The following is a 26,738-nucleotide window of genomic DNA, read 5'->3' on the forward strand; positions in this document are numbered from 1 at the left end:
GTTTTAGTCTAATTACCCATTAATAGTTGTTGCAATCGACTTTCCCACGTTGCCATTTCTACTTTTTTTTTCTCTTTTAAGCGTACTTTCTTGATTACATCATAATGGATTCCACAATTTTCACAACAGTTTTCCGGCTTTTTCTGCAATTTTTGCCCAAAATACCCGACTAAATGTTCACGAATACAGTCTTTTGTCTGTATGATTTGAAGCATTTCATTCACTGCATTGTATTTCTCTAGTGCTAAATGATTTAATCGGACCTTCACTTGTTCCGAAGACTCTCGCTGCAGCCAATAGTCTAACACACGGAAGGCTGTCTCACTTAACTCCCCATTTTTCAGCATTTGGATTGGCTGTATTTGCTGAGATAGCAGCTCCTGATAGCGGTCAACATGATGTAAAGTTGGTAAATCGCCTGTCACAACAAATTTAGCCAGCTCCTCATCACCTTCAGCATACAGTAAAATAGCAAGTGCAGAATGACCATCCCGTCCTGCACGTCCAATTTCCTGCATATAATTCGCTATATTGGCAGGCATTGATTCATGAATGACCTGCCGTATATCAAGCTTATTAATGCCCATGCCAAAAGCATTTGTTGCAACAATCCAATCAAGTTCACCAGCTATAAATTGCTGTTGAATAAATTGACGGTCCTCCACCCCATAGCCAGCATGATACGCAGCAACACGAACGCCCGCTTGTAATAAGGCTTCGCTATATTGTTGCGCCCGTTTACGTGAGGAAACATATAAAATACCAGGTCCTGCCGTTTCCGTAACATGGCGCATGAGCCATCTAGCTTTATCAGCCTTATCCTCCACTACTACACGACCAAGATGAATATTCGGGCGGTCAACATTATACATAAACTCGAATGGAGCTTTGAGAGATAGAGTTTCCCATATATCTCGAACAACCTTCTTTGTTGCTGTAGCAGATAATGCCAAAATTGGCGGACGATTTTCTCTCGATAGCCAGTCACCTATTCGTAAATAATCTGGTCGAAAATCAAAGCCCCATTGTGAGATACAATGTGCCTCATCTACTACGATTAAACCTAGCTTCATCTGCGTCAGTTTCTCTTGTACCTGTTGCTGGAGCAGCATCTCTGGGGAAGTAAAAATAAAACGATATTGCTCTAAATAATGTAATACATAACGTTTCTCTGTTAGCGATAAAAAGGAATTTAAAGCTACCACCCTTTTTTCCCCAAAACGCTTCAGCTCTTCTACTTGATCCTGCATTAATGAGAGTAATGGTGAAACAATTAGTACAGGCTTATCTAGTGTATAGGCTGGTAGCTGGTAGCAGAGTGATTTTCCCATTCCCGTTGGCAATAACGCAATAACATCTTGTTCTTGCAGTAAGGCCTCAATGACTTCTTTCTGTCCTGGTCGAAATGATGAATAACCAAAATGCTTATACAATAATTGTTCAAGTTCCATTTATACTTCTCCTTTCGCAAGGACAAGCCTTAATTGAAAATAGCTCATATCGTTTAAAGCTTCATGTAATATTTTCAATTTTTTTGTTTGATACTGCTTCGATGCCTGCCACACTTTTTGAGCTTCATCATAGGAGACGAATGGGCCAATAGAAAAGTTCGGTTCATACATAGCTAATTCCACAAAATGATCCTCAATTGTACTTTGCTTTAGTTTTCTCACATGAACAATTTGCTCCATCGAATAACCTTGTTCATATAATTGTGCGGTTTGTTGTGCAGAATCTGTTAGCAATATTTTAACTTTTAATCCTTCTGCCACATGCCCTAGTAATGGGTAATCATCGATTTTTGGATGCACTTCATTTAATAATATATGTAGGGTTTCAATAAAAGCTAATTGACTATCCATTACAGTTTCCTTCCGTTCATCTGCAAGTTGTTGCCATGTCCATCCTGGTAATTGATAACCACTTAAACGATACAGAACAAGCTGTTTGCTTGCATCTGACACAGGGAGAATAGTTAGCAAATGATTACATTCTGTCAATAATTGCTGCTGTAAATGACCTTCCTTATAGTGATGTGCCTGTAAAAAAGTTCGCACCCACGCTTGAATCATTGTATCTCTACTAATCGGTGAAAAGGTACGAACAGCTGCAGCTTGATGTGACAAACTTTGTACAATGAGAGAGAGCCTCGAAAAAAACACATGCTCATTTCCCCGATAGTGCCAACCATCAAAGAAAAAGGGTGGCGTTTGTTGTGCATGTTGTAATCCTAGCGTTTCCATGTAAAAATGACCAGATTCCTGCACATTTAACCAACTATTCTGCACAAATAAGTTTACAGCCTCATCAAATGTAGTACGAGATAGTTTTGGCAATAGGCCAAAATATTGATGCAGTTGAAAAAGGCCAATATCTTGAATCGTCTGGCCTGAACGCTTCCCTCTTAGGACATGATAGGCAGCCGAAATCGTCCGCTCTTTATTGAGTTTTTGAAAGATTTGCAATAAAATTTGATGAAACATTGACGCAAATTCCTCCAATTTAATAGTATTTAAGTTGAAATGTAAGATAAACATCTTTAAAATGAGTATGAAGCTTTATAGGAACATCGTTAAAGGAGAGAATAAAATGGCTAAATACACAATAGTTGATAAAGATACATGCATCGCTTGTGGCGCATGTGGAGCCGCAGCGCCAGACATTTATGATTATGATGATGAAGGCATTGCCTTCGTTATTTTAGATGATAACATGGGAACTGCTGAAGTTCCAGAGGATCTATTGGAAGATATGCAAGACGCTTTTGAAGGTTGTCCAACAGACTCTATCAAAGTAGCAGATGAAACATTCGATGGTGACTCATTAAAATTTGAATAGTCTTCAATTGATGTATATCTTAAAAGGCATCCTTTAGGGGATGCCTTCTTATTGATTAAAAAATTGCTATCTTTTGCATCAAGATAATAGGTATATGGTCCATTGCTATACATACCAATCTATTGGAGGAATGTGAATGTTTGAGCAGTTACAAGTTGAGCATAGTTTATTTTATATTGATCAAGACCATATGAATAGATTTAAAAATCTTGCTGCAAAGTGGCAATCAATATTTCCCGATGTTTGTGCGAAATGTTTGAATACTGTGGACGCATGGGCAAACGTGTTAAATAACTGGGTTTTCTTAAAATCGCAGCAGACCGATGAGCTCATTCTCAATCCCTCTAAAGCCATCTATTATTCCATCAATACATTCTTATTAGATGAGCTTCAAAAAAATTCAGATAATTCAAAAAATAAAAGAATGCGAGAATGATGATTTTCAGTATTTTGCGGCCTTCCACTTAGGAAATGCCATCGATTTATGGGTGTACAAAACACTTGAAAAAAGTGCAGAATCTGATTTGTTAAAACCACAAAACCGAATACCTTATTATCTTGCCTTTTTAGACGATGATTTTCAAACTGACAATGCTTTATTCCATAAAAATCAAACAAGAGCAATCAAAATATTGGCACAGGTCATTCGGTCACAAAATTGCTTTCGAATCACTGTCAGTAGTGCTGTTAATCGAGCAGTAGATTTGTATGATCATTGTGTAACAAAATAAAATAGCATACTTTTCAATTCGTCTCTACTGCAAAGAGATGAATTTTTTTTGCTCCCTAAACTACTTCTCTTTTCATCTTGTTATTGCAACGATATTTTATGTATGATAAGATTTTAGTAGTTGGTACTAATAACAGATATTATCTCACAAAGGAGTTCTTCATAATGATGGATAATTTATTACAATTAAAAGATAAGAACATTGTTGTCATGGGCGTAGCAAATGATCGCAGTATTGCTTGGGGCATTGCAAAACGTTTATTTGACGTTGGTGCAAATGTCATCTTTACGTATCGTCAAGAACGCTCATTAAAAAAATTACAAAAACAATTAGAAAATATCGGACAACCCGATTCTCTTGTTGTTCAATGTGATGTGAATAGTGACGACAGCACAAAAGCAGCCTTTGAAGAAATCGGCTCAAAGGTTGGCGTTATTCATGGGATTGTCCATTCAGTGGCTTTTGCGCATGCAGAAGATTTACACAACCGCTTCCTTGAAACAACTCGAGAAGGCTATGCATTCGCACAAGATACAAGCGCCTATTCACTTATTTCCACAGCAAAAGCAGCTCATCCATACATGACAGAGGGTGGCTCTATCGTTACGATGAGTTACTTAGGTGCAGAACGAGTACTTGATGGCTACAATGTGATGGGCGTTGCAAAAGCTGCATTAGAGGCTTCTATGCGCTACCTTGCTGCTGATATTGGCCAAGATAATATTCGCGTCAATGCTATCTCAGCTGGTGCTATTCGTACACTTGCTGCAAAAGGTGTTCCTTCCTTTAACACAATTTTACACAAAATTGAAGAAACAGCTCCTTTAAAACGTAATGTTCAACAAGATGAAGTAGCAGATATGACGATTGTTATGCTATCTCACCTATCACGTGGTGTGACTGGTGAGACGATCTACATCGACGCTGGCTACAATATTATGGGTTAACAATAAAGAAGTATGGGAGGATGTATCATCCTTCCATACTTCTTTTTGTTGTTATAGCATTGACCATAAACTTTGGATCAACAAAATTAAGCCTGCTGCTACTAATAGAAAATAAATTAAGATTTTAAACAATTTTTGATTTAATCGAGTAAATAGCATTTGTCCAAAAATAAGTCCTAAGAAAACAATTGGCAAAGCATACATACTATATACCCAAACCATTTTACTTGTACCCTCAAAAATGACTTGAGAAAGTAAGCTAATAAGATAGATAAATATATAGTAGGCTAGTGAAACAGCTCTAATGGTTTCTTTATTTCTATGTGTGCTCGCAAAATAGAGCAACAGTGGTGGTCCAGCCATCCCAATACTTGTTGTGAACATACCTGATATAAAACCAACGCCATAAACTCTACTCCTTGTTTGTTGAATAGAGAGATTTTTAATCAACAGAATCGTAAGCCCTATAAGAAGGATGGCGATGAGCAGCTTAAATGTCGTCACATCGACTAAGGCAAAGAGTATACTACCAAAAGGAGCACCTACAACACTACCGATCATCACCTTTTTAAGCAACGCTACATCAATATCATGTCTCACCTTCCATATGAGAGAAAACGAAATAACAAGGGACAGTATTATATTTATTTGCATCGCCTCTTGTGGTGTAAAAAGCAACAGTAAAAAAGGCGTAGCCATAACGGAAAAGCCAAAACCTGTACTGGTTTGTAAAATAGAAGCTGCTAGGATAATGAAAAAGTATAAAAATAATTCCTGCAAAATGACACCTCACATCATGTTGTGATACGTTGTCTAACAATGAATCTTTTTAATAAAAATGATAGGACACAAGCAATGAATAAAAACAGAGCAATCATCACGATAACACCCATCCACCCATATTTCATCCAAAAAACGCCTCCTACCGTTCCTCCAACACTTGAACCAAAATAATAGAAAAATAAATAGAGAGAAGATGCTTGAGCTTTATCGTGGGATGCTCGTTTGCTCACCCAGCCACTTGCGATTGAATGAGCTGCAAAAAAGCCAAAGGTAAAAACTGTTATCCCTATAACCTTTAAAGTAAGGAGCCCATTGAGCGTTACTATAGCTCCAGCTAACATAATGGCAATGGCCAGTAAAAGCATTCGTTGGCGACCAAAACGATCGGCTAAACTGCCAAACCATGCTGAGCTAAATGTCCCAACTAAATAAATGACAAATATCCAACCTACAATTGTGGCACTTAAATTATAGGGAGGCGCCATTAGTTTAAAGCCAATATAATTATAGAGTGTGACAAAGCTTCCCATTAAAAGAAACCCCATCCCATAAAGACACAGCATAGAAGGATCTCTTAAATGTTGCAGTAGGGTTTTGGTTAATGCTTTTAATTGTAAAGGTCGCGCGCTGAAATGTTTGGAGCTTGGTAACATCCAGACAAACAACAAACTAACTAGCAGGCTGATTCCTCCTAGTACTATCATGCCTGTATGCCAGTTATAATGGTCCGTTAAGGTACCAATAATAACGCGGCCACTAAGTCCCCCTACTGAATTACCGCTAATATATAAGCCCATAGCAACCCCTAAGCTTGCTGGTTCCATTTCTTCTCCCAAATAAGCCATAGCGATTGCAGGTAAACCAGCAAAAACGATGCCTTGTACAACACGCAAAACTAAAATTGTTTCAAAGTTAGGTGAAAATGCAAGAGCTAGGGTCAGGACAGAAGCGGCAAAAATAGAAATCGTCATCAATGATTTTCTTCCCCATGCTTCTGATAACGAACTGACAATGATTAAACTCACCGCTAATGCAAAGGTAGTTACCGAAAGAGATAAACTTGCTACAGCTGGTGAGACGTCAAATGCTTCTGAAAACGTTGGTAGTAATGGCTGCGTTACATATAGGTTAGCAAACGTAATAAAGCCTGCTAAAAATAAGGCCCAATTCGCTTTATGAAACGCCCTCGTACCCTTTTGTATATAGTCCATGAAACTCTCTCCTTAGCTTCTTCCACATGCTACTATTATTCTAATACAATATTTCGCAAAACACACGTCTCCTTGTCAAATTTCAGACAAAAAGACCCACATTACCACCTATGAATCACAAAAAATAATTGACAAATAAAAGCATATCAAATTTGTATAAACGTCTTTTAATAAAAAAATAAATAGTTATTTTGACTTGGCAAATATTGTGCTACAGTAAAAGTAATCATCTAGAACCATTGTCACAATGAAGATAGATGACACAACCATTTTCATTGACGAGACTTGGAGGAATTTTTATGAAAATTATTGAAGCTTTAGCCCTCGCAACACCTTATATTCATCTAGCATTAAAGCAAGAAGCCATTGTAGCTGTTGTTGAAAAGGAAAGTGAAACAGTCGTTAAATATTTAGCAGGTAAACGTGTGGATTCCGGCTACCATGATGGACAAAAAGTTAACGCCAATGACCAAAATGTTTTCATCGCCTTTAATGGACAAAATGCAGATGTGGTGATACCAGAGGATGTTTATGGTGTAGCAATCAATGCTTTTTCATTCCCCATTCGTGAAAATGGTCAAGTAGTAGGCGCATTAGCTTTTGGCTTACCAATAGATAATGAGCTCAAACTTGAAGATTATATGGCTACGATGGATAAGATCGTCAACAGTCTACAGGATAAAGTACATACAATCGCTTCCCATTCTGAGGAATTAGCGGCCACTAGTGAGGAAATTAATAAGCAAGCACAGCATGCCCTAGAAGACTCTGAAAAAACAAATGCCGTGACAGATTTAATTAAAAGTATATCTCGCCAAACTAATTTACTAGGTTTAAATGCATCCATCGAGGCTGCACGTGCTGGACAGCATGGCGCTGGCTTTAATATTGTGGCACAAGAAGTTCGAAAACTGTCCTTTGAGACATCTAGTGCTACCGAAAATATAGAATCATCATTACGAAATATCAATAGAAATCTTGATAATCTCAAGCAAAATATGGGACAAATCAATGATGCAACAAATGAGCAAGCACAGCTCGTACAGGATTTCAGCGAAATTATAGAAGAATTAACTTTACTTAGCCGAGAAATGAAAGGCTTTATGCACAATGCATTAAAATAAAAATGAGGTGAACAATAATGCAGATTACCATGAACCAAGATTTAGTTTTACGGATGATCACACCTGAGGATGCAGAGAAGGTTTTTGCATTAACGGATGCCTCGAGGGAATATCTGAAAGAATGGCTACCATGGCTGGATTTCACGAAAGAACTGGCGGATACAAAAGCCTATATTGATGGCTGTATTAAGGGGCATGAAGCGAACAGTAGCCTCTCCCTGGTCATTCTCTTTAAAAATGAAATTGTTGGCATTGCAGGCTTTAACGCGATTAACCCGAGCAATAAAATAGGCACTATTGGCTATTGGTTGAGCGAAGGAGCACAAGGGCATGGCATCATGACGAAAACAGTAAAAGCTTTATTACAATATGCCTTTGAAACATTGAAGCTTCATAAGGTTGAAATTCGTGTTGCTGAAGCCAACCACAAAAGTCGCGCAATCCCAGAACGTCTTGGTTTCATGCAAGAAGGAACCATTTGAGCTGCAGAATGGCTCTACGATCATTATGTAAATCACGTTATTTATGGCATGCTTGTAAGTGAATGGCAGCAACAACAATAAAAAAAGAGGCTGGGACATAACTCGATTATATTGAAAAACAATAAAAATGAATATTAACTTTTCCACTTCAAGCAGTTAAATATGCCTTCCTAAATCAAAAAAATGTTAGACCAATTATATCTTGGTCTAACATTTTTTCTTTTTGTCCCAGCCTCGTTTTTTGTTAGGATTGTTCCACCGCTTCTTTCGTTTCTTCAGGTGCCTGCTTTTTTTCAAGGCCTAAAGCAATCTGCTCTAATTCTGGACGCAATGTGTGCTTCCCAGCATAGCTCTCGATCAGCTCTTTTACATCGAGACCAGAAGTTTCTTTTAATGTTTCTTGAAGTGTAGACATTAAATTGGTTGCGTAAGATGTCACCTTATTCGCACCACTTCCCTCTCCACCACCAGTATCGACCACTGTAATCTTATCGATATTGCCAAGTGGGCTTGCAAGCTCTTTTGCATACTCTGGCATCATGCGCACAACCATATCCAGCACAGCTGCTTGACCATAGTATTCAAAGGCTTCGGCAATCTTACGTTTAGCTTCAGCTTCCGCCAGACCGCGTAAACGAATGATATCTGCCTCCGTTTCCCCTTGTGCTCGCTCTGCATCTGCTTTGGCAAGACCATCCAAACGAATTTTCTCTGCCTCTGCTTTTGCTAATGATTCAATACGATATTTTTCCGCATCAGCCTGTGCAAGCTCGCGCATCTTTTCAGCTGCGGCATTTTGCTCCACTGCATAGCGATCTGCATCTGCTTTCTTTTTAACCTCAGAGTCATATTGCTTTTCTCTACGTAAAATTTCTTTTTCTTCTAATTCAATTTGCTTTTGACGCTCGATAATGCGAATTTGCATTTCTTGCTCCGTTACTTCCTGCTTGGCACGAGCAGTTTCAAGCTCATACGCTTGGTCAGCACGCGCTTTAGCAATATCCTGCTCACGTCGGAACTCAGCTACTTTTAACTGATTTTCTTTTTCTGCTTCTGCAATTTCCGTCGCACGCTCTAGTTCTGCCTTTTGTGCTTCCTTAGACGCTTCTGCACGTTTAATACGTGTTTCTTTTTCTGCATCTGCTGTCGCAATGTCAGCATCTCGCTTTACCTGTGCGATTCTTGGTTTCCCTAGTGAGTCTAAATAGCCATTTTTATCTCGTACATCCTTGATCGTGAAGGATACAATGACAAGACCCATCTTTGCTAAATCTTGTGAAGCAACACGTTGAACTTCCTGTGAGAATTTATCGCGATTTTTGTAAATTTCTTCAACCGTCATAGACCCTAAAATTGAACGTAAATGACCTTCTAATACTTCACGTGCTTCCCCTTCGCGCTCCGCTTTTTGCTTTCCTAAAAACTGCTCTGCTGCTGTCGCAATTTCTGAAATGGAACCGCCAATTTTAATAATGGCTGTACCATCTGCCATAACAGGAACACCTTGCTCTGTATACACCTCAGGCGTTGTCACTTCTAGTTTACTAGAAAGTAAGCTTAACGGCTGTGCTTGTTGGAAAATAGGGAATACAAATGTACCGCCCCCACGAATGATTTTAATACGATTCCCCGACTCATCCTTATGTACATTTTTAGAGCCGAGATAGCTACCTGTCACAATCAGTGCTTCATCAGGACCCGCCGTACGATACTTTGTCACATATAAGCCGACTAGGGCAATTAATACAAATGCTACAATTCCTAAAACAATTAAGATATCGGTTGACATAGACATATCTCTCCTTTAAACAAATTTTTTCTCGTATGTTCTAACAAAAAGTGTTCCGTCCTTCACATCCACAACAAGAACCGTTTCATCATAGTCAATAGCTTCATTATCATAGCCCGTTGCCCGTTTTGAAATCATGCCACTTGTCGTTTCGATAACAACCTCGCCAAAACCATCTACTGGAATTGGCACAATAACTCTTCCTAATTGCCCGCCTAGCGATTCCTCTGTGTAAGCTAAAGAAACATCAGCGGAACGTAGTGGAACGAGAACAAATAAATAAAAGATAGAACTTAAAATAGCACCGATGATACATGCAGCAATAATGTTCCAAACGCTAGAGAACAAGGCTAGTTTTTCTAAAATAAAACCTGCTGCTGACATCAACGTAATGAAAGATAGAATGACACTCGGATTAAAAATGGGTAGTCCTTCCCCAATACCTTCGACTGCATCACCAAAAAACATAACCAATACTGTGGCAAGGCCAGCGAAAATCAAAACCACCAAAAAGATCTGCTCGAGTGAATAGCCAAATAGCGTCAAGTTGCTCACCCCTTTTCATCATATTACCTACTATACGGATGTACCTCAGGAAAAGTTTCAAAATTTTTCAAACTCTTCTTTAAAGTATTATTTTTTGCTTTCATTAGAACCATGTTACAATAGAAAAGTATTCTGACAACTAAGGAGAAATGGCATGAAGCTTTCGACAATCTTAAATTTTGTAATTCTAGTATTTTTCACGTTATTATTCGTTAATGATTTCTTCCCTGATACAGCTATTGCTGCGATGCTGACTAAAAAAATAGTATTGCTTATATTAGTTGGGCTTGTCATCATTCAGCTAGCCTTCGACAAGGGTAGATATAAAAGATTATCAAAAAAGGCTTATATCGGATTAACATTGTATACAGTTGGATTATGGATTGTTTTAACATTACTTGGCGGTCAGTCACAAATTGGCCTATCGTTCACAAGTCCTCTATTCTATATTATTGTTGTGCTGCTTGGATTGGATTTAATCCGCCTTTCACGCCAAACTAAGCGGGATCAAACAGAGGAGAAAGCGAAGTAAAGCATAGCTATCCGTCAATCTTACGAAGCTATCCACCACTTTCGCACTGCTAACCGCTACATTCACAGCACTAACCGTCACTTTTGTCCTTCTATCCGACAACAACATAAAAAGCATGTCTCTGATTTTGACAGAGACATGCTTTTCTTATGATTCTAATACATTTAAAATGGCATCCAGTTCATGGACAGCTAGATCTAAGCGTTCCTTCGCTTCGATATTTTGCTGTTTTAAGTGACTAAACTCTAGTAAATTTTTCTCATGTTTTAACTTAATAGATGATAAACGTTCGATTCGTGCTTCTACTTTTTCTATTGCTTGCTCACAGACTGTTGTCCAGAGCTTTTCTGATTGTTGCATTTCCGTAGTAGATGGGTTGTGTTGACGCATAATTCGTGCGTAAACCATTTCAATTTGTTCAATTAGCTCCGAATAAAAATGGCGCTCCACGCGTGTTGTTTGGAATGTTGGATGCTCTACCTCTTTGGCATATGGCGTTATTTGACGAAGTAGCTTGCCAGCATTTTCTCCAAAAGCATGGGATAAATTCAAGACATTCATTAATTGCAATAATAAGCGTATTTCTTCTAGATTAATAAGTTGAGAATCGATGCTTTCCTTTAACTTTAATGACTCCATGTAGCGTCGATCAAAATGTTCAATTTCACCGTTGCGCTGCTCTACTAAATGGACACTTGCATTGTCTTTCAAGCTTTTAATATAGCGAATGGCATGGTTTTTTAGCTCCTCTTTTGACAGCAAGTTATCATTGTCTTGTTGTGGTTTTCCTCGTTGAACATACGCAAATGCATCCATTTTTTTGGGCCATTGTGCTGCTGGGGTTTCATCTGAGACATTATAGCGTATATAAATTCCGTGCATTTCATATCCTCCAAGTCCATTAAACAAGTATCTCTAAAGACAATAAATCGAATACGGCATTTTTTCAAGTAAAAAACTTTTAATAATTGAAAATCCTTCTTTTTAACAATAAAACAAAAATCCCGAATAGTCGATACTATTCAGGATTTTACTAGTTTTCATTTATTCCTACTTATCCTTTAACACCTATCCACCTGCTCCAACTAAGCCATGTATAGTTGCATCTCGCAAATTCATATCAAAGCGATAGATGACAATGGATAAACAATGCTGTTAACTGAGACCTGAGGAATTTGGCGAGCTTTATGTGTAGCTATTTAAGCCTGTTGGCGGATGTCTTGAATGCTCTTCCCTTCTGTAAACGCATGAATCGATGCTATGGAGCCAACTGATTTAAAATTTGCCTTTTCATAGACTTCGGCAACCTGTTCACTAATCGGTAATATCCAAAGATCGTCCAACCCCAGCTTGACTGATTGCTGTTGGATATACTGCAGCATATAGCCGATTAAACCACGACCACGATAGCTTTCAGTTGTTGCAACACTTTCAATCCTACCTTGATTTTCTGACACAAAAATAGTTGCTGAGCAGCACGCCACCCCATCTAGTCTTAGTAGATAATACGTAAAATGTGACGAATGATAGGTTTGCTCAAATGCCTTTTTTATTAATGAAGGCTCCCCAAATGCAGAAATACTCATTTCTACTGCTAATGCTTCCTCCATATTTGCATCCGTTACACGCTCAATTTGAATGGCAGGATTAGGTGGAAGTATCGCATATTCACCGTCCCAATACTGAATTTCATTGACAAAATGCTCATATTGAAAGCCATGCGTCTCTAATGCCTCTATACATAGCTGATTTTCTTCCAGATTATATAAATAAATCCGCGGAATCAGAGACTTTGATTGGTAGAAATCTTTGATGTCTTGTAAAAATAAATCAGGTTGTTCAATCTTTCTCCAAATCTGTGCATGATTTGCATCATAATAGGATGGGATAGCCTGATTATAAAATAAGATCCCCTCCCTACAAACCTCCACTTCACTGAAACTCTTCACATACTCTATATCAAGCTGCATAATGCGTTCTAAATTAAACATGCTCTGTGCCTCCTTCTAACCATCTTTCATATAAATTTTCTAATTGAAGTTCAAGCTTCTGCCGCTGTTCTTTAGCAAGCGATGGTTGTTGTAGTTTTGTCTCTAATTTTTCAATTTGCTGTTCAATCGGTAATTCTTTTTTAGGTGGCTGCGTTTTATTGGCTGGTTGTTTTTCAATCGTTTTCATTGCAAGTTCCTGTCGTTTTTCTCTAGCCCACTCATAATCTCCCTCAAAAACCTGAATAGCCTGGTTTTCAATCCACGCTGTTTTCGTAAAAATTTTCTGTAAGAAATAGCGGTCATGTGAAACTCCAATAATCGTGCCTTCAAAGGATTCTAGTGTCTCTTCCAATACTTCTCTTGCTTCAATATCTAAATGGTTCGTTGGCTCATCTAAGATTAAGACATTGATATCCTCATGCATTAATTGTGCTAAACGAAGACGCATTTTTTCTCCACCACTTAAGTCCTTCACTTTTTTAAAAACATCATAGCCATAGAACAAAAATCGTGCGAGTATATGGCGAGCTTCCGCCTCAGACACGGCGACACTTTCACGAAAGGCATCGATTAATCGAATAGCAGGATTTGGATGTTCAAATTGCTGGGAAAGGTAGCCAAATTTCACATTGCTTCCAATCTGACACATTCCCTGATTAGGAATGATTTCCCCTAACATCATTTTTAATAATGTAGATTTTCCACTACCATTGCCCCCAACAATTGCTAATCTTTCGCCAAAATAAATAGCTAGATTACTGTCCTTCAATAAAGGCTTATCAAAGCCATGATCAATGGCTTGCAATAGCACAACCTCTTTACCACTGCGTTCAGCCATCGTTAACGCTAAATTCATTTTCTTTTTAGTGAGGGGCTTCTTTACTCGCTCGATACGTGCTAATGCTTTTTCCATACTCTTAGCACGTCGATGCATCGATGCGTTTGGTGGATTCGCCTCATTTGCCCACTGCTTTAATCGTTTAATTGTTTCTTGCATCTTTTTAATTTTCTTTTGCTGCTCTTCATAATTTGCAAACTGTTGCTCAATTTTTGCTTCTTTTTGTGCTATAAAAGCATCATAATGGCCGTTATACGTAAAAGCCTCCCCATCCTCAATTTCAATAATCTTCTGGGCTACTTGATTCATGAATTGACGATCATGGGATACGACAATGACAATCCCCTCAAAGTTTCGCACATAATGTTCAAGCCACTCAATGGCTTGCATATCCAGATGGTTCGTTGGTTCATCCAATAACAAAATAGAGGGCTTTTTCAATAAAATTTGTCCAAGCATAACCTTTGTTTTTTCCCCACCACTTAAACTACTAAATGGCTGCGCTAGCATATCTGAAATACCCAGCCCATTTGCAATCATTGCCAGCTGCGCATCTACTTCATAGCCCCCTAATAGCATAAATTGCTCCTGCAATTGTCCATATTGCAGTAATATTTTATCCGTGACCGTCGACTGCATCTCTTGCTCAAGTGCCGTCATTTTTGCCTTTATTGCATAAATATCCGCAAATGCTTCCTCCAGCACTTCTTTCACAGCATGTAGTGGATAATGTGGAATCTGATGTAAATAGCCAATCGTCGCTTCTTTACTTTTAATTATTCGTCCCTTGTCAGGTATCTCTACCCCTGCAAGCAGTTGTAATAAAGTCGTTTTACCACTGCCATTTACACCAACAATCGCCACGTGTTCGCCACTATTTACCTCTAGCTGTAAGTTCTCGAATAATATATTTCCACCCATAATTTTTTGGATTTGTTCAGCTTTCATTTGCATCGTTTTTTCCTCCAATGAAACGTGCGAAAACATCTTTAGAACACAAAAAAGACTGCTCATTAACAAGCAGTCCTCTTCTCAATTAAATGTGTGAAAAAGAATGGTTAATTCGCTACGTTTGTTATTTGATTTTGCTTAAAAATGGACAGACCTATCCCGTTGTTCGCAAAATCGAAAGTAATCACACGTGCAAAATACATAGCCGTATCCACTTTTACACATGTTTTCGTAGCGTTTTTATTCATTCCTTCTCACCTCCGTTCATAGTAGTTAGGGCTATCATAACATTATTCGGATTATTTGGAAAGGGAAATTTTAACGTTCGTTTATCATTATTCAAAAGTTCTATTTGATCGAAATTCGCACAAAGAAAAACATAAGAGATTGATTCATAGCCCCCCTCATGTTTTCACTTTTTTCACAAACATTTTTACCACAGGCACCAGGAAAATCGAGACAACTAGTACACGAAAAAGCTGAAAGGCCGTGACAATCGTGACATTTGCATGGACCGAAGCGGCAATAATCCCCATTTGATCAAGACCACCAGGAACAATACTTAAAAAGCTTGTCCTAAAATCAAGGCTGTACAACGCTGCCATCACAAATGTTAAACCATAGGCTGCCCCTATAAAAATGCCCGCTGAAACAAACGCATAAAAGATATGCTTCTTCGATAAATGTAAATCCTCTTTTTTCAATAATAATCCGATATAAATTCCTAGCATGAGTTGAGCAATATGCAGAAGTGATAATGGTAATTTTGGTACTTCTATCCCTGCCATATTAACGCCCATTAATAAAAACACTGGGCCTAGCATATAGCCTGTTGGAATTTTTAGCTTTTGTGCTAGCCATCCTGCGCCACCACATACCACAAGTATGCCAACAAGGTTCCATGTGTATGTTCCATCAATCATAGAACTATTGCCACCTGCTCCTGCCACCATTAAAGGAACAAAGCCAACGATTAAAAGAACGCGAAGGATTTGAAAGAATGTGATGACCACCATATCCATCTCTTGTTGCTCTTCCGCAAATGCCACAACCTGCGACATGCCCCCAGGAACACAGCACGTTAAGGCAGTCGCAAAATCTAAATCTGTACGCTTGGCAACAAGGAAACTTACCGCAAAAAACAATAAAATAAATATGATATTTAACACGACCATGCTTCCTAAGAAAAGCTTGATGTCCTGTACAGCTTCTGGTGTAAAGGCATAGCCGATAGAATAACCCGCTACGACTAAACCAAAATTGCGGAAAGAATGATGCCATTTTAATTGGACATTGGTGGATAGCTGCACGATGAGCACCGCTGTAATCGCTCCTAACAGCCAAGGCATCGGTATATGGAAAAATTGAAAAACTACAGCACCTATTAAACCAATGCATAATGTGATGAACATATGCTTATCAAAGACAAACATGGTAGCAACCCCTTCAACTCGATAAGCCTATTATGACCTTTATAAACCGCTTTTTCTACTGGACCGACTTTTGAGCTGTTTGCTATCGTTGAAAAAGAACCTGTTATCCATCAAATAAAACCTCTTATCGAACAATTTATCCTTGCTAAAATTTTCTATGCTACATTAGTAATACCTGATTCAGCGTTTTTAAAGGAGGCCTCCTATGAAAATTCATTTAACCATCAATCATGAGCTCGAGGAAACTGAGGTTCATATTCATGCCAAGGAATATAATGAGCAAATTGAAAGATTGATGAGACAGCTTCAAACATCCCAAACTACGATGCTAGATGGGTATGACCAACAAGAAATTCATCTCTTAAAAATTTCCGATATTTATTCCATTTACGCAGAGGATGCCAAAGTATTTTTACAGACAGATGAGCAAGAGTTTGAGTCCAAGCGAAAATTATATGAGCTTGAGGCTCAGCTAGCCAAAGATTTTGTGCGCGTGAGTAAGTCTACACTCGTCAATATCCATAAAATATCCTCTATTCAAATGGGCAAAATCGGCACTACACAGCTATTACTTGAAAATGACGTAGCCATTCATGTCAGCCGAAAATATTTAAAAGAATTAAAGAGACACTTAGGTATTGGGAGGGATTCATAGCATGAAGTATTTACGTATGATGATTATCGGTCTACTCATTTCCCTTAGCTCTTCTTATGTCTTAGTGACGTTTAGCCTCCTATCAAATAATGCGGGGGCGTCAGGAACAGAATTATTGGAGCAAATTGTTATCGCGGCCATTCTTGGTATTGCCATTGGTTTGCTATCCGTCATTTTTGATATGGAGCAATTGCCTTTTACAGTTCAGATTCTTCTACACTTAGTAGCGGTGACAGCATGTGTATTAACAGCAGGCTATTTTGGTAGTTGGTTTGATTCAGGTGTATGGTATGTACTTATTGCGGAAGCCATTATTTACTTGATTGTTTGGTGTATTCTGTATGTTTTTCAATTAAATGATATTGAAAAAATCAATAAAGAAATTCAAAAGAGAAGGGATTAAACACTTATGACGTTTGCGATAAAAGTTGAAAATTTATGTAAACAATATGGAAAACAGCAAGCTGTCAAAGGCATTTCTTTTACAGTCGAACAAGGCACCCTATTCGCTTTTTTAGGTGAAAACGGTGCAGGTAAATCTACAACGATTGAAATACTTTGTACTTTACTAAAAAAATCGAGTGGTCAAGTAACTATTAATGGTTTCACACTCGACGCAAGCAATGATAACGCGGATATCCGTAAATCTATTGGTGTCGTTTTCCAGCAAAGTCTATTAGATGAGCGCTTAACTGTACGTGAAAATATCCTCCATCGAGGGAAAACATATGGTTTATCGAAAACACAGCTTACCGATAACTATCAATTTGTTTCCACCTATTTGCATTTAGAGGATATTGAAAAGAAAAAATATGGAACATTATCAGGTGGACAAAAAAGGCGAGCAGATATTGCTCGGGCACTGATTCACCGTCCAAGTATTTTATTTCTGGATGAACCTACAACGGGTTTAGATCCACAAACACGTCAATTTGTTTGGCAGGCAATTAAGCAGCTTCAACTGGAAACCAATATGACTGTTTTTTTAACGACCCATTATATGGAGGAAGCGGCAGTCGCTCACCAAGTCACTGTCATAAAGAAAGGAAAAATTGTCGCACAGGGAACGCCCGATGCACTAAAAACAAAATATGCCTATGATTCAATGGCTCTCGTTTTTCAAAATGCACAGGAGGGTGTAAAGTTTCTTGAAGAAAATGCAGTTTCCTACACAGAGAATCAAGGGATATACACCATCCGTTTATCTTCTACCTTACAAGCACTTCCCCTTTTAAAAAAAGCTGAGCCACTTATCGCCTCCTTTGAAGTCATTAAAGGATCAATGGACGATGTCTTTCTTCATATTATGGCAGAGGAGGAGGTTGCATAGTGGAAGCATTATTTAGTTTAGTTCTGCGTAATAACAAAATTTTTAGACGGGATAAAACACAGGTGTTCTTCTCCCTACTGTCAGTCATTATTGTCATTGTGCTGTACGCTGTTTTTCTCCAAAAAATGCAGGTAGATGCCATTGAACAACTAACAGAAGCTACACCTGGATTGATCACCATGGTCAATGAATGGCTAGTAGCAGGCTTACTCTCCATGATTGCTGTTTCGACTACACTTGGTGCCTATGGTATCGCTGTTAAAGACCAAGAATCCAAGGTACAAGCCGACTTTTTAACAGCTCCCCTTTCTCGTGCAACCATTCAGTTGAGCTATGTGCTCAATGCATTTATTATCGGCTGTATTTTTTCCTTTATCGCGCTCATCGGCTGTGAAATCTTTATTGTCACAACGGGAGGTAAGCTTCTAAGTTTCGGAGATTTTGTTCAGGTATTGAGCATATTGTTTTTATCTGTCTTGCTTGCAAGTGTTTTTAATTTATTTCTTTCGTTATTTGTGTCGACCCAAAATGCTTTCTCAACACTTGGCACAATTGTTGGTACATTACTTGGATTTTTATGTGGTGTTTATGTACCTCTTGGAGCTCTACCAAGCTTTGCACAACATGTAATCATGTACTTCCCAATTAGCCATACAACACTATTATTACGCAATGCATTTATGGAGAGCTCTATTGCAAATGTTTTTAATGGTGTGCCCGTTTCTTATGTGGAGGATTATAAAATGAATTATGGCATTGTTTATGAACTAAATGGACATATACTTAGCTCCACAACAAGTCTAATTGTGATTGCCTGCACAATTGTAGTTCTTTCTCTAGCATCTATGATCTTATTTAAGAGAAAATATAACTAAATATGAGCCAACAATTTTACACATCGTTTAGTATACGATGTGTTTTTTATTGCATTATAACAAACAATTTGTTATTTTAAATATTAAATAACAAACAAATTTAAAATTCGTTTGTTTTACCAAGGAGGGGTTGCAATGGATGTAAATGAATTATTTTGGCAAGCTCCTATCGATGATCTTAAAAAGGGATATATCGATCAAGCGACACACTTCACCTGCCTACTATGCGGTGAAAAAGTAGAAAAAGGCATTATTTATCCTCAAGAGGGCTTATTATATGAAGCAGAGAAAATGATGCAACACCATATTACATTGGCTCACCATTCTGTTTTTCATTATTTAAACGGTCTCAATAAAAAAATGACAGGCTTAACAGAACATCAAAGTCATATTTTACGCTTATTTTATGAGGGAAAATCAGATCAAGAGATAAAAGAAGAATTAGAGATTGGCAGCGCCACAACGATTCGCCATCACCGTTTTGCTTTAAAGGAAAAGGAACGCCAAGCTAAAACATTGATGGTGATGATGGAGTTACTAAAAGAACAAGATCAGAAGGAGGAACCATTTGTGCCTATTCATAAAACAGCTACTATGGTTGACGATCGCTATAACGTAACCCTCACGGAAGAACAGCAATTATTAGAGAAGCTATTTCCAAACGGTGTTGGCAAGGAACTGGTACGCTTTCCAAAGCGCGAAAAACAGAAAATTGTAGTACTGCGTGCAATTGCAAATCTTTTTGACGAGGAAAAGCATTATACTGAAAAAGAATTAAATGAAGTGATTAAACCGATGTATGAAGACTATGTTCATATACGTCGTTACTTAATTGAATACGGTTTTCTTGACCGGAAAGCAGATGGCAGTGCCTATTGGGTAAAAAAATAAGAAAGTAGGTTAATAATAATGGATCATAAAAAAGAGTTAAAAGAAATGTATAAAGAGATGAAAATTGAAGCTGGCGTCTTTACAATGACCAATACACAAACAGGCAAAGTTTTTGTGGGGAGCTTTAATAATTTAAAGCGTTTAAATGGCTTTCAATTTATGCTAAAAACCAATACACATACGAACAAGGAGCTTCAGGCAGATTACAATTTATATGGTCAAGAAGCTTTTGAGGTGGAAATCGTTGAATATTTAAAGAAAAAAGAAGAAGGCTATTTCGATGAAAAAAAAGAACTCGAAAAGCTGGAGCAAAAATGGCTTGAGACACTAAAGCCTTATGGTGAGCGTGGTTATAATTAGTCATTAGCGCATTTGCCAAAAAGGTAAATGCGCTATTCATTACTTGTTTGATGCATTGCCAATCAATTGAATTTCCTGCTGTGCTTTCTTCGTTAGTTTATTGAAAACAAGCTCATAGGAATGTTGGATAAGATTCTCTACCAAATCCATCGGGACATCCTCAGCATCCATATAAATGGAATTCCAATGGGTTTTATTCATATAGTAACCAGGTATAATGCTTGCATAGGCTTCTCGTAATTCCTCCGCTCGAGAAGGCTCACATTTCAATGTAAGAACAGGTTTACCTGTTCTATTTCCTCCAAGCATGGCATACATTTTTCCACCGATATGATAGCGATCTGCTTGCCACTCCTCTTGGTAGTCATACGTTGTTCCATGAAGCTGTATACAGTAAGCATGAATTATTTCTTTTTCCATCTTTACGTTCCCCTTCCCCAAATAAAAACACACGTTCGATTATGGTAAGTATAACCTAAAACGTGTGTAGAGAATAGCATTATTTAGTTGTACCACGATCAAACATCCCGATTACTTCCGTCGTCTGTAAAATATTCACAAACGACTTTGGATCAGTTTCCTTAATCGTGCTTTTCACATCAGCTAGTTGGTAACGCGTAATAACAGTAATTAATACTTTCCTACCCTCGCCTGAATACGCTCCCTTTGCATCGATAATCGTTACCCCACGATGTAGCTTTTCTAATAGCTGCTGTTTGACCTCGTCCCCTTTACTCGTAATAATCATCAGCGTTAATTTAATATGGCTCGTATGAATTGTATCCACTACTTTTCCAGTTGCATAAATGGACACAAGGGTTAACAACGCCGCATCCCAGCTAAAGACAAAGCCAGAAGCAGCCACTACGATTCCATTCATAGCGGCAATTAACGTACCGAGCGGAAAATCACGTTTCCGACTAAGTAGCATAGCAATAATATCAAAGCCCCCTGAGGAGCCAGCTGCTCGGAAAATCATGCCCATTGCAAACCCTACAATAACACCGCCAAATAAGGACGCTAGGATCGGCTCTTGTGTCGTTTTGTGTATTGGAATAATATATAAACTCACTGACAACACAGCCACAGAAAGAATGGTGTAGCTAATAAATCGCTTGCCGAGCTTCATCACACCTAAAATCAGTAAAGGCAGGTTAAGCAGTAAATTTAACACGCCTGTATTCAAAGGGGTAATAATCCCAAGCATGATGGCAATACCACTCAACCCACCACTCAAAATTTCATGGGGAATCAATAAATAATTATAGGCAAAGGCCACTAAAATGGAAGAAAGTGTAATTATAATCACATTTCGCATATTGCTATCCCCTATCAATCAACGACCAAATTTTGATACATCTTTGTCATAGACTACCCAATTTACTCTCCTGAAAAACCTATCCTCTTACTTTTTCTTCTGTTCTTCCTTTAAAGGCATATTTTGTTTAAGTTCCCCGGTATCCGCAACTTTATAGATTCGCTCAAGCATCGGTGGATGTGTATAACGGAACCACTTCACTAAAAGTGGTGGGTTCACTTCACTTAAGCCTGAAATCGTTAGCTTTTGAAATGCTGTTACAGCCGCTTCTCGATCATTCATAAGGTTAATCGCATATTGATCGGCTCTCGTTTCCTGATATCTCGATATAAAATTGGATACTGGATTGGAAGCAAATAGTAAAATAGAAGTAATGAGTAAAAATAATGGATAGGAACGAATGCTACTGATTTTATTAATTTTTAAAACCTGTCCATATCGTGAAATCAAGCGACGCATAATTTTCGCTGTTAGCCATAGCCCTATTAACATTAAGAATAAATAGCCTGCAATGCCAAAATAAATATGCTTCTCTACATAATGTCCCATTTCATGTGCCATGATAAATAAAATTTCATTGTCCGTTAGTCTATTTAATGTAGTATCCCATAGCACAATTCTCGAATTGCTCCCAATTCCTGTCACATAAGCATTTAAGGCATTGGTCTTTTCTGCCATGTTGACCTCATAAACATGCTCTGCCGGAATATTGGCCTGTGTAGCAAGTGTAAGTATCTTTGTTTCCAGCTCTTTATTTTTTAGTGGATAAAAATCATTGTACAAAGGATCAATGACAACAGGCTGAATGAACATCACAAAGATTGTAAAAGGGATAGTTAAAAGCCAAGCATAGAGCCACCATCTTTTTTCGCTCTTTTTAATGAGCCAATAAATCACTGTAACAATAATCAAGCTAGTGCCAAAATTCACCCAAAAATCAATGACACCATCTTTCATCCAAGATGCAAATGCTTGTGTACTAATGCCATAGCTTTTGCTAAGATGATAGCGATAATAATCAAGCGGGAATAGCACAATATAGAGCAATAAAGATAATAAGAATAAGTAACCTGCATTTTGCAACAGCTTCCACTTCGTTTGGGAGGTCGTCACTTTTTCAAAATAACGAGATACGCCCAATAGTAAAATCAAGAAGTAGATAAGCCATTCTAAAGGTGTGGCTACAAAGAATACAAAGTTCCGTATTTTTGAATATTCACCACTTAAAAAAAGCTCCTTGCCAGACATAAACATCACGGGATCTGCCGCCGTTCCTTGTAAGGCACTTGGTATTTTACCACCACCGCTGTGGAATATATACCAGTACATACAAAGCACGTAAACACCGAAAAGTAGTAGTGTAACAATGCCCATTTTTTTCGCTATGTTATTTCCCCCTCATATCACCCAAAGTTCGTCCTATAGTAAGTGTAAGCGAAATTATCAAAGTTAGAACAAACATGGACCTACTTTTTTAATCTCTCTGTTGCCAAAGAAAAATTTCGCCTCATTTCTATATGAGGCGAAATCATTATTGTCCTATTCATTTATCCATAACAAATGCCGTTTTACCTCGTTGATCCGCGCTTAAATAGCCAGTGGATAATAGTTGCTCATACCATTGCTTTTCTATAGTAGCTGCTTGAGCCACATCATCTACCTTCGTAGAAAGTTCAACCATAATGTCTCCTTTGTACTGCCACATCTCTATATCCGCTTCATGTCCTAAAAAGCTTCCTTTATAGGTCATAGCATTAGCAGGCCCATATACGACAACTTGAGACAACGTATTTTTATACCATGCTTCAGAATTCCAATTTACAATTTTCTTTGGCGCATTTTCAAGAATGAGTTTTTTCGCAACATTTGTAGGAACTGAATCATAAGAGACCTCAGCTGATGTCTTCAAGGATTCCTTCCGGCTAATCGTAAATGTACGATGGTCTCCCTTAATATCTAGCTCAAACTTATAATTTGATTCAGAACCAGTAAAACCATGATTCATTGTTTCTGCTATTGCTTCACTTAAGGGTGTGTTTAAAAAACGCTTTTTGTAGGTTATATCCATTTTATTACTGCCCTTATAGACACGTAAGCGATGTATATAATCATTAAGAAGAAACGATTGGTCAAGCGTATCATAAAAATAAACTTTTACATCATCCTTTTTAGTTGCTTGAAAAACCTGGACAATAGTTGATTCCTTAAAAATCTCAGGTTTAATATTGAATTTAATTTCATGGCCTGGCACAATGGCTGCTTGCGCTTGTGTTGTATTCACACTCATCATACTAATCAACATCAAGCCCAAGACACACAGATAAAATGCCCATTTTTTTAGTTTAGTCACGCTTTAATTCCTCCTTCGGAAATGTGGTTGTTAAATTTGTATGTGTACTGTGAAAATAGATCGTTTGTCGTGCACGAAGTCTCTGCGACAGTGCCACTATATCCCAATAGTCTGGATGTGTTTTATAAAAGAACTCCTCAGAGAAATGCTTTAAACTAGCTGAATTGTATGCATGACGAGAATAGCCTGTATGAACAAAAATTGCTGTAGGATACTCCTTTGCAAGCGCCTCCACTTGAGCCTCATCCTGCTCTGAGACAAAATACAGTACATGATCACTGTCCTGTTTTTGCTTGAGTCGTTCTAAAAGCATCACTTTATTCGGCCAAATATTTTCATGTTCTTCATCATAATACGCCAATAAAGGTTGTAGCTTGGCATCTACCCTAATTGCTCGAGTTGTATGTTCGGAAAGATACGTCATAATATCGACTGTTTTGCCCGAAAAAGAGGAGGGGAATATAAATGAATGATTGGGATGAGCCTTTACATACATAGCCATTTGCTGTAACACCTCAAGATTTCGAATGCATTTTTCCGCATGTCCACTATCAATAAGCGCTACATCATAAACCGTTCCATCCCCCTCTGGCAAGGTCGCCTTTAATAAATACGAATCGACTACATAATCACCAGAGAAAAAAATCATTTCCTCAAAGAAACGAATTTTGTACCACACGCTTCCAATTAAATGCCCACTATATCCCCATTGAAAGGCAAGATATTCATTGACCTCTATCCATTTTCCAATCGTATCTGGATAGAAAGTTCGGATTTGTGGAATAGGCAGTGGAAGCTGCTGAGCAGTTGTATGACTCATTAGTATCGGTCCGGTATAGCCCATGTTCTTTAGTAATGGCAATGCCCCCACATGATCAATATGTGAATGAGAAATAAAGACAGCAGCTAGCTTTTCAATATGATTAGATGTAATATTTGGTGGCGTTTTTTGTGTATTTTTCATAATGCCACAATCCAATAAAATGGCCTGTCTCTGATTTTCAATATAAAAACAATTGCGCCCATATTCGCCTACACCACCTAAAATTTCAACACTAAGCATTTGCCTGCCCTCCTCGTTTTTGCAGCCAACCCAATAGCAACATAAAAATGACAGTCATAAGGACGGTTATAACAGCTACTGCCATTCCAACTCCTACATTACCTTGCTCAAATTGGCTATAGATAAAGGTTGCCCCAGTCTCTACGGATGGTGGCAAAATTAAAAGGCCAGCTACAAGCTCTCGCATTGATATAATAAAAGTCATCATCATTCCTGTTAAAATACCCTGCATCAAAAGTGGTAGGATGATACGACGGTAAACCGCAATGTTACTACGCCCAAAAATAGCAGCTGATTGAAAAATAGAGGCATCTAATTGTGAAAAAGAAGATTTTATATACTGCACCGAATAAGGTAAAAACAGTACACAGTATGTGACTACTACCATTGCCTTTGTGTTATAAATTGTTGCGGGAAGCCAAGGAGCATTCCAAAACATAATTAAACCTACAACAAAGACAATCCCCGGAATAATATTAGGCATTAAACTAAAGAAGTCTAATATTTGCTGCTTTCTAGTTTCTCCTTTTTTAATATAAAGAGCGATGAATAAACCTATTATGGCGGTTATCAAGGCTGTCATGATAGAAAAAACGATGCTATTTAAAAATGCTGTCAATCCTGCACTTCCATTGGTGAAAACCTCTTGATAAGAAGCCAAACTGAAATTCCCTGCCTGTAAACCATCTCCCCGAACCTTTTGCAAAGAGGTCACGATAATAGAGAAATAAGGAATGCCGATCGATAATAATAGGACAAGCCCTACAAAAGTCCACGAAGCTGTTTTTATATACCATTTATCTTTGATCTCACGTCTAGCAGGCGTTTTTCCTGATAGCACACCATATGTATACTTGCGTCCAATGAGATTCTGGAAATACCAAATGACTAAGCAAACAGACAATAAGAATAAGGATAGCGAGGTTGCCATGCGAATATCGACTGGCCATCTTGATAAATAGGAATGAATTTCGGTTGTAAACACTTGAAACCCAATCCGACTGCCGAATGTAGCTGGCGTTCCAAATTCAGCAAGCGTCTTAATAAAAATAAGCAGACTTCCCAAAACATAGCTTGAAAGTAAAAGGGGTAACACAACCTTTAGCCAATTTTGCCAAGAGCTTCGCCCAAAAATCAGCGTTGCATCTAGAAATGAACCATTTATGCGAAGCAATGTATTTTTCAGCATTAAATACAAAAACGGAAACAGGTGTAGACTCATGATCACTACCATGCCAAATAAGGAAAAGAAGGAATCTGTCATCCAAGCAGCACTTGGAATAAGCTGCTGTAAAAAACCATTGTGCTGCATAAACAAAATCCAGCCCATTGAACCAATATAGGGAGGTGTCATAAATGGAATCGTTAACACAATATCAAGCCATTCATATTGATATAAACTTGTTTTCGTGCGAATGAAAGCCATAGGTAATGCGATAATTGTTGTCCCAATTATCACGAAAACCCCTAAAACCATCGAATTTCCAAGCGTTTTCCATAGTCTATCATGTGCAAACAATCGACTAAACTGTGATATATCAACATGTCCCTCTTTTATAAAGGTATAAAATAAAATGGCCATCAACGGAGCGATAGCAAATATGATGACAATTGTCAGTAAAAATCCAAAAGCTCGTCTTCCTTCCATTATCATGACGATTTCAACCCTTCTCTCTGAAAACTAGAAGGAGGTATATCAA

29 protein-coding genes and 1 pseudogene are annotated in these 26,738 nt (G+C 38.0%); 13 read left to right on the forward strand and 17 right to left on the reverse strand.

The annotated features are described in order from the left end of the window. Window positions 1-8 precede the first annotated feature (8 nt). Complete coding sequence (locus tag RCJ95_RS03160; RefSeq protein WP_221680591.1) at window positions 9-1,451, reverse strand: RecQ family ATP-dependent DNA helicase; 1,443 nt, start codon at window positions 1,449-1,451, stop codon at window positions 9-11. Beyond that, window positions 1,452-2,483 carry a helix-turn-helix domain-containing protein gene (locus tag RCJ95_RS03165; protein WP_257521444.1) on the reverse strand — a complete coding sequence of 344 codons (1,032 nt, stop codon included), beginning with the start codon at window positions 2,481-2,483 and terminating at the stop codon, window positions 1,452-1,454. It lies immediately after the preceding gene. A gap of 106 nt (window positions 2,484-2,589) precedes the next feature. Between RCJ95_RS03165 and RCJ95_RS03170 the strand changes: the two genes are divergently transcribed. The 4 genes from RCJ95_RS03170 to RCJ95_RS03185 all read left to right on the forward strand — a co-directional run bounded on the left by RCJ95_RS03170 (window position 2,590) and on the right by RCJ95_RS03185 (window position 4,516). Then, window positions 2,590-2,838, forward strand: coding sequence for a ferredoxin (locus RCJ95_RS03170; RefSeq protein WP_004232564.1), 249 nt, complete (start codon window positions 2,590-2,592; stop codon window positions 2,836-2,838). 136 nt (window positions 2,839-2,974) lie between these two features. Continuing rightward, window positions 2,975-3,274, forward strand: coding sequence for a hypothetical protein (locus RCJ95_RS03175; RefSeq protein WP_446721883.1), 300 nt, complete (start codon window positions 2,975-2,977; stop codon window positions 3,272-3,274). An 88-nt stretch (window positions 3,275-3,362) separates the two neighbouring features. Continuing rightward, window positions 3,363-3,569, forward strand: coding sequence for a hypothetical protein (locus RCJ95_RS03180; protein ID WP_446721884.1), 207 nt, complete (start codon window positions 3,363-3,365; stop codon window positions 3,567-3,569). A 164-nt stretch (window positions 3,570-3,733) separates the two neighbouring features. Continuing rightward, window positions 3,734-4,516, forward strand: a complete 783-nt coding sequence (locus RCJ95_RS03185) for an enoyl-ACP reductase FabI (protein WP_446721885.1) — start codon at window positions 3,734-3,736, stop codon at window positions 4,514-4,516. Window positions 4,517-4,567: 51 nt separating this feature from the next. On the opposite strand, the gene RCJ95_RS03190 is transcribed toward RCJ95_RS03185, so the two are convergent. Together RCJ95_RS03190 and RCJ95_RS03195 are read right to left on the reverse strand one after the other, a co-directional pair. Continuing rightward, window positions 4,568-5,296, reverse strand: a complete 729-nt coding sequence (locus RCJ95_RS03190; RefSeq protein WP_446721886.1) for a sulfite exporter TauE/SafE family protein — start codon at window positions 5,294-5,296, stop codon at window positions 4,568-4,570. A 14-nt stretch (window positions 5,297-5,310) separates the two neighbouring features. Continuing rightward, window positions 5,311-6,510, reverse strand: coding sequence for an MFS transporter (locus RCJ95_RS03195; RefSeq protein WP_221680587.1), 1,200 nt, complete (start codon window positions 6,508-6,510; stop codon window positions 5,311-5,313). A 299-nt stretch (window positions 6,511-6,809) separates the two neighbouring features. On the opposite strand from RCJ95_RS03195, the gene RCJ95_RS03200 reads away from it, so the two are divergent. Together RCJ95_RS03200 and RCJ95_RS03205 are read left to right on the forward strand one after the other, a co-directional pair. Next, window positions 6,810-7,634 (forward strand): methyl-accepting chemotaxis protein, encoded by an 825-nt coding sequence (locus tag RCJ95_RS03200; protein WP_004232551.1) that lies wholly within the window; start codon window positions 6,810-6,812, stop codon window positions 7,632-7,634. 17 nt (window positions 7,635-7,651) lie between these two features. Next, a pseudogene (locus RCJ95_RS03205) lies at window positions 7,652-8,197 on the forward strand (GNAT family N-acetyltransferase). Between the two features lie 163 nt (window positions 8,198-8,360). On the opposite strand, the gene RCJ95_RS03210 reads toward RCJ95_RS03205, so the two are convergent. Continuing rightward, the gene (locus tag RCJ95_RS03210) at window positions 8,361-9,905 is read right to left on the reverse strand and encodes a flotillin family protein (protein WP_004232547.1); all 1,545 of its coding nucleotides are present in this window, start codon (window positions 9,903-9,905) and stop codon (window positions 8,361-8,363) included. Between the two features lie 15 nt (window positions 9,906-9,920). Next, window positions 9,921-10,451 carry a hypothetical protein gene (locus tag RCJ95_RS03215; RefSeq protein ID WP_274772251.1) on the reverse strand — a complete coding sequence of 177 codons (531 nt, stop codon included), beginning with the start codon at window positions 10,449-10,451 and terminating at the stop codon, window positions 9,921-9,923. Window positions 10,452-10,605: 154 nt separating this feature from the next. Here RCJ95_RS03215 and RCJ95_RS03220 point away from each other — a divergent pair, with 154 nt between their 5' ends. After that, window positions 10,606-10,983, forward strand: coding sequence for a hypothetical protein (locus tag RCJ95_RS03220; protein WP_312129834.1), 378 nt, complete (start codon window positions 10,606-10,608; stop codon window positions 10,981-10,983). Between the two features lie 147 nt (window positions 10,984-11,130). Here the strand turns inward: RCJ95_RS03220 and RCJ95_RS03225 are convergent, their stop codons facing one another. From RCJ95_RS03225 to RCJ95_RS03245, 5 genes are all read right to left on the reverse strand, one after another. Beyond that, complete coding sequence (locus RCJ95_RS03225) at window positions 11,131-11,865, reverse strand: hypothetical protein (RefSeq protein WP_221680584.1); 735 nt, start codon at window positions 11,863-11,865, stop codon at window positions 11,131-11,133. A 317-nt stretch (window positions 11,866-12,182) separates the two neighbouring features. Beyond that, window positions 12,183-12,974: a GNAT family N-acetyltransferase gene (locus RCJ95_RS03230; protein WP_446721887.1), complete on the reverse strand. Its 792-nt coding sequence runs from the start codon at window positions 12,972-12,974 to the stop codon at window positions 12,183-12,185. Then, entirely contained in the window at window positions 12,967-14,766 is a 1,800-nt protein-coding gene (gene abc-f, locus RCJ95_RS03235; RefSeq protein ID WP_257521440.1) for a ribosomal protection-like ABC-F family protein, read from the reverse strand. The genes RCJ95_RS03230 and abc-f overlap by 8 nt, the downstream gene beginning before the upstream one ends. 104 nt (window positions 14,767-14,870) lie before the next feature. Next, window positions 14,871-15,011 carry an RAxF-45 family protein gene (locus RCJ95_RS03240; protein ID WP_004232534.1) on the reverse strand — a complete coding sequence of 47 codons (141 nt, stop codon included), beginning with the start codon at window positions 15,009-15,011 and terminating at the stop codon, window positions 14,871-14,873. A gap of 156 nt (window positions 15,012-15,167) precedes the next feature. Then, complete coding sequence (locus RCJ95_RS03245) at window positions 15,168-16,196, reverse strand: AbrB family transcriptional regulator (protein ID WP_446721888.1); 1,029 nt, start codon at window positions 16,194-16,196, stop codon at window positions 15,168-15,170. 205 nt (window positions 16,197-16,401) lie between these two features. Between RCJ95_RS03245 and RCJ95_RS03250 the strand changes: the two genes are divergently transcribed. The 6 genes from RCJ95_RS03250 to RCJ95_RS03275 all read left to right on the forward strand — a co-directional run bounded on the left by RCJ95_RS03250 (window position 16,402) and on the right by RCJ95_RS03275 (window position 20,307). Then, window positions 16,402-16,851 (forward strand): LytTR family DNA-binding domain-containing protein, encoded by a 450-nt coding sequence (locus RCJ95_RS03250; RefSeq protein WP_216485676.1) that lies wholly within the window; start codon window positions 16,402-16,404, stop codon window positions 16,849-16,851. A gap of 1 nt (window position 16,852) precedes the next feature. After that, window positions 16,853-17,254 carry a DUF3021 domain-containing protein gene (locus RCJ95_RS03255; protein ID WP_257521439.1) on the forward strand — a complete coding sequence of 134 codons (402 nt, stop codon included), beginning with the start codon at window positions 16,853-16,855 and terminating at the stop codon, window positions 17,252-17,254. A 6-nt stretch (window positions 17,255-17,260) separates the two neighbouring features. After that, the gene (locus RCJ95_RS03260) at window positions 17,261-18,181 is read left to right on the forward strand and encodes an ABC transporter ATP-binding protein (protein ID WP_221680578.1); all 921 of its coding nucleotides are present in this window, start codon (window positions 17,261-17,263) and stop codon (window positions 18,179-18,181) included. Then, window positions 18,181-19,056, forward strand: coding sequence for an ABC transporter permease (locus RCJ95_RS03265; protein ID WP_446721889.1), 876 nt, complete (start codon window positions 18,181-18,183; stop codon window positions 19,054-19,056). Before RCJ95_RS03260 ends, RCJ95_RS03265 begins: the two co-directional genes overlap by 1 nt. 135 nt (window positions 19,057-19,191) lie before the next feature. Next, on the forward strand, window positions 19,192-19,947 hold the full coding sequence (locus RCJ95_RS03270; RefSeq protein ID WP_221680576.1) for a DUF2087 domain-containing protein: 756 nt from the start codon (window positions 19,192-19,194) through the stop codon (window positions 19,945-19,947). 18 nt (window positions 19,948-19,965) lie between these two features. Continuing rightward, window positions 19,966-20,307 carry a GIY-YIG nuclease family protein gene (locus tag RCJ95_RS03275; protein WP_221680575.1) on the forward strand — a complete coding sequence of 114 codons (342 nt, stop codon included), beginning with the start codon at window positions 19,966-19,968 and terminating at the stop codon, window positions 20,305-20,307. A gap of 39 nt (window positions 20,308-20,346) precedes the next feature. Here RCJ95_RS03275 and RCJ95_RS03280 read toward each other — a convergent pair whose 3' ends face one another. From RCJ95_RS03280 to RCJ95_RS03305, 6 genes are all read right to left on the reverse strand, one after another. Beyond that, a complete protein-coding gene (locus RCJ95_RS03280) occupies window positions 20,347-20,727 on the reverse strand; it encodes an MmcQ/YjbR family DNA-binding protein (RefSeq protein WP_221680574.1) in 381 nt (126 codons plus the stop codon). A gap of 79 nt (window positions 20,728-20,806) precedes the next feature. Then, the gene (locus RCJ95_RS03285) at window positions 20,807-21,625 is read right to left on the reverse strand and encodes a YitT family protein (RefSeq protein WP_257521437.1); all 819 of its coding nucleotides are present in this window, start codon (window positions 21,623-21,625) and stop codon (window positions 20,807-20,809) included. Between the two features lie 87 nt (window positions 21,626-21,712). Next, window positions 21,713-23,011: a M48 family metallopeptidase gene (locus RCJ95_RS03290; RefSeq protein ID WP_306832325.1), complete on the reverse strand. Its 1,299-nt coding sequence runs from the start codon at window positions 23,009-23,011 to the stop codon at window positions 21,713-21,715. Between the two features lie 157 nt (window positions 23,012-23,168). Beyond that, the gene (locus tag RCJ95_RS03295) at window positions 23,169-23,975 is read right to left on the reverse strand and encodes a hypothetical protein (protein ID WP_257521435.1); all 807 of its coding nucleotides are present in this window, start codon (window positions 23,973-23,975) and stop codon (window positions 23,169-23,171) included. Beyond that, window positions 23,968-25,038, reverse strand: a complete 1,071-nt coding sequence (locus RCJ95_RS03300) for an MBL fold metallo-hydrolase (RefSeq protein WP_257521434.1) — start codon at window positions 25,036-25,038, stop codon at window positions 23,968-23,970. Before RCJ95_RS03300 ends, RCJ95_RS03295 begins: the two co-directional genes overlap by 8 nt. Then, window positions 25,031-26,692: an ABC transporter permease gene (locus tag RCJ95_RS03305; protein ID WP_446721890.1), complete on the reverse strand. Its 1,662-nt coding sequence runs from the start codon at window positions 26,690-26,692 to the stop codon at window positions 25,031-25,033. Before RCJ95_RS03305 ends, RCJ95_RS03300 begins: the two co-directional genes overlap by 8 nt. Between the last annotated feature and the right edge of the window lie 46 nt (window positions 26,693-26,738).

This window comes from Lysinibacillus sp. BSL11 (assembly GCF_052928325.1).